The sequence below is a fragment of the Streptomyces sp. MH60 genome, from assembly GCF_002939385.1.
Lineage (GTDB): Bacteria > Actinomycetota > Actinomycetes > Streptomycetales > Streptomycetaceae > Streptomyces.
On record NZ_MULI01000031.1, the window covers coordinates 68,375 to 74,880 of the forward strand.

Sequence of the window (6,506 nt, forward strand, 5' to 3'; positions counted from 1 at the left end):
GGGAGTCTCCCATGATCCGTCCGCACCGGGTGTCTAGAGCCCACTGACCCGGAGCGTGATGTTCAGCCGCCCGGCGAGTCCCAACTCGGGCGGCGCGGTGCCCGGGTGCACGCTCGGCACCCCGTGGTACGCGAGCCGGGAGGGACCGCCGAAGACGAACAGGTCGCCGCTGCGCAGCTCGGTGTCGGAGTAGGGGCGGGTGCGGGTCCCGGGGTTGCCGAAGCGGAAGACGCAGGTGTCGCCGAGACTCAGGGAGACCACGGGGGCGTCGGAGCGCTCGTCCGCGTCGCGGTGCATGCCCATGCGGGCGTCGCCGTCGTAGAAGTTGATCAGCGCGATGTCGTAGGGCTCCCGCGCCACCGCCGCGGCGCCGAGCGCGTCGGTCACCGCGCGGCGGGCGAGGGCGTCGAGCCAGGCCGGGAAGGGCTTGACCGGGGCGCCGTCGCCATCGACGGCGGTGGGGGCGTAGCCGTACGGGTACCAGTGCCGGCCTAGGCAGACCTGCCGGGCGGTCATGGTGCCGCCGCCGGGGGTGCGCACCGTGCGGAGTCCGGCCGGGGGGCGGGCCCACTCGCGGCAGGCGGCCAGCAGCTCGCGCTGCCGTCCCGGGGCCAGCCAGTCCGGCAGGTGGACGGCGCCGGGCGCGGTCTCGGCCCGGGTCCTGGGGAACAGCTCGGCGTCCATGCCCCCATCCTGCCTCCGCGCCCCGCCTCCCGGGCGCGAGGGGCGCTGAGCTGCGGCTCGGCTAGCCTGGAGCAACGATGAACGACCGCAGCACGAACGACAGCAGCGACCGCGACGAGCGCGACGACCGCCTGACCACGCCCTGGGGCGAGCACGTGCTGTCCCGCTTCCCCGAGGACCCGCGCGACCGGCTCCGCGCCTGGGACGCCTCCGACGAGTACCTGCTGGGGCACCTCGCGGAGCGGGAGATCCCCCTGGACGGCACGGTCGTGGTCGTCGGCGACCGCTGGGGGGCGCTGGTGACGGCGCTGGCGGCGCACCGGCCGGTACAGATCACCGACTCCCACCTCACGCGGGAGGCGACGCGGCGCAACCTGGAGCGCAGCGGTGCCGAACCGGGCTCGGTGCGCCTGCTCACCACGCAGGACCCGCCGCCGGACCGCGTCGACGTGCTCCTGGTGCGGGTGCCGAAGAGCCTGGCTCTGCTGGAGGACCAGCTGCTGCGGCTGGCTCCGTCGCTGCACGGGGGCACGGTCGTGGTCGGCACCGGGATGGTGAAGGAGATCCACACCTCGACGCTCCGGCTGTTCGAGCGGATCGTCGGCCCGACCCGGACCTCGCTGGCCGTGAAGAAGGCCCGGCTGATCTTCGCGGAGCCCGATCCCGCGCTGAAGCGGCCCATCAACCCCTGGCCGCTCGGCTACCGGCTCCCCGACGACGTCGGACCGCTTGCCGGCCGGCCCGTCGTCAACCACGCCGGGGTCTTCTGCGCCGACCGCCTCGACATCGGCACCCGCTTCTTCCTCCAGCACCTGCCGGAGCCCGGGGACTTCCGACGGGTGGTGGACCTGGGCTGCGGCAACGGTGTGGTCGGTACGGCGGTGGCGCTGGCCGATCCCAACGCGGAGCTGCTGTTCACCGACGAGTCGTTCCAGGCCGTCGCCTCGGCCCGGGAGACGTACCGGGCGAACGAGATCGCGGGCCAGGCGGAGTTCCGGGTCGGCGACGGGCTGGCCGGGGTGCCGGACGGCAGTGTCGACCTGGTGCTCAACAACCCGCCGTTCCACTCCCACCAGGCGACGACCGACGCCACGGCGTGGCGGATGTTCACCGGGGCGCGGCGGGTGCTGCGCCCCGGCGGCGAACTGTGGGTGGTCGGCAACCGGCACCTGGGCTACCACGTGAAGCTGCGGCGCCTGTTCGGCAACAGCCGGCTGGTGGCGGGCGACCGGAAGTTCGTGGTGCTGAGGGCGGTCAAGGAGTAGCGGAAGGAGGGGGAACGGGCGCGGGCACGGTCCGGGTGACCACCTGGACGAGTGTCGCCACCGTCCGGACCATGGCCTCCCGGCCCGCGGTGAGGCAGCCGCGCGAGTCGTGAGGTCGCCACACTCCCCGACAACGCGTTGATTGTTCCTGCAAGGTATAGCGACCTTTCGAGCACAATCAAGCAATCTGCGGACGAGTGCGGTGCGCTAGGGTCGGCGGGGATCGAGGAACGGAGGCGTGGATGTCGCGCGACGCCCGCTGGAAGGCGCTGCTGGAACTGCTCGTCGAGCGCGGCCGGTTGGACGTCGAGGAGGCGGCGACCGAGCTGGAGGTCTCGGCCGCGACGATCCGCCGCGACTTCGACCGGCTCGCCGAGCAGCAGATGCTGGTGCGCACCCGCGGTGGCGCGGTCGTGCACGGAGTGTCGTACGAACTGCCGCTGCGCTACAAGACCGCCCGCCGCGCCTCGGAGAAGCAGCGCGTCGCACAGGCGGTCGCCGCCCTGGTGGCGCCGGGCGAGGCGGTGGGGCTGACCGGGGGCACCACCACCACGGAGGTGGCGCGGGCCCTGGCCGTGCGCGCCGACCTGGCCTCCGGTACGCCCGCGCTGACCGTGGTCACCAACGCGCTCAACATCGCCAACGAGCTGGCCGTCCGGCCGCAGTTCAAGATCGTGGTGACCGGCGGCGTGGCCCGGGCGCAGTCGTACGAGCTGATCGGGCCGCTCGCGGACGGCGTACTGGGGCAGGTGACCCTCGACGTGGCGGTGCTGGGCGTCGTCGCCTTCGACGTCGCGCACGGCGCCGCGGCCCACGACGAGGCGGAGGCCGCGATCAACCGGCTGCTGTGCGAGCGCGCCGAGCGGGTCGTCGTGGCCGCCGACTCCAGCAAGCTGGGCCGGCGGGCGTTCGCCCGGATCTGCGCGACCGAGTCGGTGGACACGCTGGTGACGGACGGCGCGGCCGACCCGGAGCTGGTGCGCGGGTTCGAGGAGGCCGGGGTCCGCGTCGTCACGGCCTGAGGGGCCCTGAAGGACGTGCCGGTCAGTGCCCGTGGCCGTCGGTGTGGTCCGGCGTGGCGCTCGGGGCGGTCTCCGTCGCGTCCGGCACCGACCCGGCGCGCACGGTGAACGCCGCGGTGTGGACCTCGCCCCGGTGCCGGAAGTCCAGGAAGAGGCGGTAGGTGCCGCCACTGGGCGCGGTGGCCGTGAAGGAGACCTCCGGGCCGGGCTCGGTGGTGCCGTCGCCGGGTTCGCCGTTCGGGTGGACGTGGAGGTAGGCGAGGTCTCCGGAGCGCAGGGCGACGAGGTGACCGTAGGCGCCGAGGTAGGGCTGGAGGTCACCCACGGGTTCGCCGTCGCGGGACACCTTCAGCTTCAGCTCGCTCGCCCTGCCGGGCCGCAGGGAACCGGCGAGTTCGACCTGGTAGCCGTCGGTCCGTGCGGTGCCGTTCGGGGCCGGCATCCGCGCCGGTGCGTAGCGGCCGGAGGCGGCCAGGTCGGCGCCGAGGGTGAGGTTCTCCGCGCCCTTGGCCGCCGGGGTGAAGTCGGCGAAGACGCGGTAGCCGCCCGCCGCGGGCAGGTCGACGGGCGTGCTCCAGGTGCCGTCGGCGGCACGGGTGGGGTGCAGGTGGCGGTAGGTGGCCAGGTCGCGTGAGGCCAGGATGAGGTGGAGCTCCTTGTCGTGCTCCCGCTGGTACGCGGTGACCGCCTCGCCGTTCGCGTCCCGGACCGTGAAGCGCAGTTCGGTGCGTTGACCGGCGGTGACGCGCGGGGTGGCGAGGTCGAGGGTGTAGCCGCCCTCGGAGATCTGCAGGCCGCCGGCCGGGGTGCTCTCGTGTCCCCCGTGACCGCCGCCCTCCTCCGGCCGCGAGGTCGGCTCGCCCGGGCCGCCCCGCTCGTCGTGCTCGTCGTGGGGCGCGGGTGCGCCGTCCGCGACGATCGGGTCCACTCCGGTGCCGACGCCGTAGGCGGTGCCGAAGGTCGCGGCCAGGGCGGCGGCGAAGGCGGTGATCCTCAGTCCGGTGTGCATGACGGTCGTCTCCTCGGATTGCGGGTCTCCGGGTCGCACGGAGACCTCTCCATGCACTTCACAATACCCCTGGGGGGTACCTAGTCAAGTCGTGACGACACTTGCTTCGCTTACCCCCCAGGGGTATACATGGAAACGTCCGGCAGATACCCCGGCCCCGTATGCGTCGCCGACGACCCCGCGTCAGGAGCAGCCATGACCATCAGTACGACCAGCCCACCGGCCGAGGTGGAACTCGCCATCGGCGGTATGACCTGTGCCTCGTGCGCCGCCCGGATCGAGAAGAAGCTCAACCGGATGGAGGGGGTCACCGCGACCGTCAACTACGCGACGGAGAAGGCGAAGGTCAGCTATGCCGGTGACGTGTCCGTCCCGGAGCTGATCGCCACGGTCGAGGCGACCGGGTACACCGCCCGCGAACCCGAGCCGGTGCGCACCGAGGCCGCGTCCGGGCCGGAGGGCGCCGAGACCACCGACGAGCTGCGCCCCCTGCGGGAACGGCTGGTGACGGCGGTGGTGCTGGCCGTCCCGGTGATCGCGATGGCGATGGTGCCGGCGTTGCAGTTCGAGTACTGGCAGTGGCTGTCGCTGACCCTGGCCGCACCCGTGGTGACGTATGCGGCCTGGCCCTTCCACAAGGCCGCGTTCACCAACGCCCGGCACGGCGCGGCCACCATGGACACCCTGATCTCGGTCGGTACGTCGGCGGCGTTCCTGTGGTCGCTGTGGGCGCTGTTCCTCGGCACCGCGGGCACGCCCGGCATGACCCATCCCTTCGAGCTGACCATCGCCCGCGGTGACGGCTCGGGGAACATCTACCTGGAGGCCGCGGCCGGGGTGACCGCCTTCATCCTCGCCGGCCGCTACTTCGAGGCCCGCTCCAAGCGCAAGGCCGGCGCCGCGCTCAAGGCCCTGCTGGAGCTGGGCGCCAAGGACGTCACCGTACTGGGCCCCGACGGCAGTGAACGCACGATCCCCACCGGGGAACTGGCGGTGGGTGACCGCTTCCTGGTCCGGCCGGGCGAGAAGATCGCCACCGACGGCACGGTCGTCGAGGGCACCTCCGCGGTCGACGCCTCGATGCTCACCGGCGAGTCCGTGCCGGTCGAGGTCGGCGTGGGTGACCCGGTCACCGGCGCCACCCTGAACGCGGGCGGCCGGCTGGTGGTCGAGGCGACCCGGGTCGGCGCCGACACCCAACTGGCGCGGATGGCCAAGCTGGTCGAGGACGCGCAGAACGGCAAGGCCGCCGCCCAGCGGCTCGCCGACCGCATCTCGGGGGTCTTCGTCCCCGTCGTGATCGCCCTCGCGCTGGCCACCCTCGGCTTCTGGATCGGCAACGGCGTCGGACCGGCCGCCGCGTTCACCGCCGCCGTCGCCGTCCTGATCATCGCCTGCCCCTGCGCCCTGGGGCTGGCCACCCCGACCGCGCTGATGGTCGGCACCGGGCGCGGCGCCCAGCTCGGCATCCTCATCAAGGGCCCCGAGGTCCTGGAGTCCACCCGCAGGGCCGACACCATCGTCCTCGACAAGACCGGCACCGTCACCACCGGCCGCATGACCCTGCTCGCCGTGCGCACCGCGGAGGGCACCGACGAGGCCGAAGCCCTGCGGCTGGCCGGGGCGTTGGAACACGCCTCGGAGCACCCGATCGCGCAGGCGGTTGCCGCCGGGGCAGCCGACCGCACGGGCACCCTGCCCGTCCCGGAGGACTTCGCCAATGTCCCCGGTCTCGGCGTGCAGGGCGTCGTCGAGGGGCACGCCGTCCTGGTGGGCCGCGAGAAGCTCCTCGCCGAGTGGGCCATGGAACTGCCTGTCGACCTGGCACGCGCCAAGGTCGAAGCGGAGACGGCGGGACGTACCGCGATCGCGGTCGCCTGGGACGGCGAGGCGCGGGCGGTCCTGGAGGTCGCCGACGCCGTCAAGGGCACCAGCGCCGAAGCCATCACCCGGCTGCGCGCCCTGGGTCTGACCCCGATCCTCCTCACCGGCGACAACCGTGCCGTCGCCGAGGCGGTGGCCGCGGAGGTCGGCATCGCTCCCGAGCATGTGATCGCCGAGGTCATGCCCGAGGACAAGGTCGCCGTCGTCAAGCGCCTCCAGAACGAGGGGCGTTCGGTGGCGATGGTCGGCGACGGGGTCAACGACGCCGCCGCGCTGGCCCAGGCCGACCTGGGACTCGCCATGGGCACCGGCACCGACGCCGCCATCGAGGCGGGCGACCTCACCCTGGTCCGGGGCGACCTGCGCGCCGCCGCCGACGCCATCCGCCTCGCCCGCAAGACGCTCGGCACCATCAAGTCCAACCTGTTCTGGGCCTTCGCCTACAACGTGGCCGCCCTGCCGCTCGCCGCCGCCGGACTCCTCAACCCGATGATCGCCGGAGCCGCCATGGCCTTCTCCTCCGTCTTCGTCGTCGGCAACAGCCTGCGCCTGCGGGGCTTCAAGGCCGCGGACTGACCCACCGCCGCCGCACCGGGCCGCCGGCCGACCCCGGGAGGGCCGGCCTGCGGCCCGCCGGTGCGC

At 73.5% G+C, this 6,506-nt stretch carries 5 protein-coding genes; 3 read left to right on the forward strand and 2 right to left on the reverse strand.

The window, feature by feature from the left end:
- Positions 1 to 33: 33 nt before the first annotated feature.
- Positions 34 to 684 (reverse strand): alpha-ketoglutarate-dependent dioxygenase AlkB family protein, encoded by a 651-nt coding sequence (locus tag BZZ08_RS20350; protein ID WP_104633689.1) that lies wholly within the window; start codon positions 682 to 684, stop codon positions 34 to 36.
- 77 nt (positions 685 to 761) lie between these two features.
- Between BZZ08_RS20350 and BZZ08_RS20355 the strand changes: the two genes are divergently transcribed.
- The gene (locus BZZ08_RS20355; RefSeq protein WP_104633690.1) at positions 762 to 1,949 is read left to right on the forward strand and encodes a methyltransferase; all 1,188 of its coding nucleotides are present in this window, start codon (positions 762 to 764) and stop codon (positions 1,947 to 1,949) included.
- Positions 1,950 to 2,191: 242 nt separating this feature from the next.
- A complete protein-coding gene (locus BZZ08_RS20365) occupies positions 2,192 to 2,971 on the forward strand; it encodes a DeoR/GlpR family DNA-binding transcription regulator (RefSeq protein WP_104633691.1) in 780 nt (259 codons plus the stop codon).
- Positions 2,972 to 2,993: 22 nt separating this feature from the next.
- Here the strand turns inward: BZZ08_RS20365 and BZZ08_RS20370 are convergent, their stop codons facing one another.
- On the reverse strand, positions 2,994 to 3,980 hold the full coding sequence (locus tag BZZ08_RS20370; protein ID WP_104633692.1) for a hypothetical protein: 987 nt from the start codon (positions 3,978 to 3,980) through the stop codon (positions 2,994 to 2,996).
- Between the two features lie 195 nt (positions 3,981 to 4,175).
- On the opposite strand from BZZ08_RS20370, the gene BZZ08_RS20375 reads away from it, so the two are divergent.
- Positions 4,176 to 6,440, forward strand: coding sequence for a heavy metal translocating P-type ATPase (locus BZZ08_RS20375; protein WP_104633693.1), 2,265 nt, complete (start codon positions 4,176 to 4,178; stop codon positions 6,438 to 6,440).
- Positions 6,441 to 6,506: the final 66 nt, after the last annotated feature.

Excerpts from the sequence above, each read along its gene's own strand:
- BZZ08_RS20350 (WP_104633689.1), bottom strand. The coding sequence starts at position 684 with ATGGACGCCGAGCTGTTCCCCAGGACCCGGGCCGAGACCGCGCCCGGC.
- BZZ08_RS20355 (WP_104633690.1), top strand. The coding sequence starts at position 762 with ATGAACGACCGCAGCACGAACGACAGCAGCGACCGCGACGAGCGCGAC.
- BZZ08_RS20365 (WP_104633691.1), top strand. The coding sequence starts at position 2,192 with ATGTCGCGCGACGCCCGCTGGAAGGCGCTGCTGGAACTGCTCGTCGAG.
- BZZ08_RS20370 (WP_104633692.1), bottom strand. The coding sequence starts at position 3,980 with ATGCACACCGGACTGAGGATCACCGCCTTCGCCGCCGCCCTGGCCGCG.
- BZZ08_RS20375 (WP_104633693.1), top strand. The coding sequence starts at position 4,176 with ATGACCATCAGTACGACCAGCCCACCGGCCGAGGTGGAACTCGCCATC.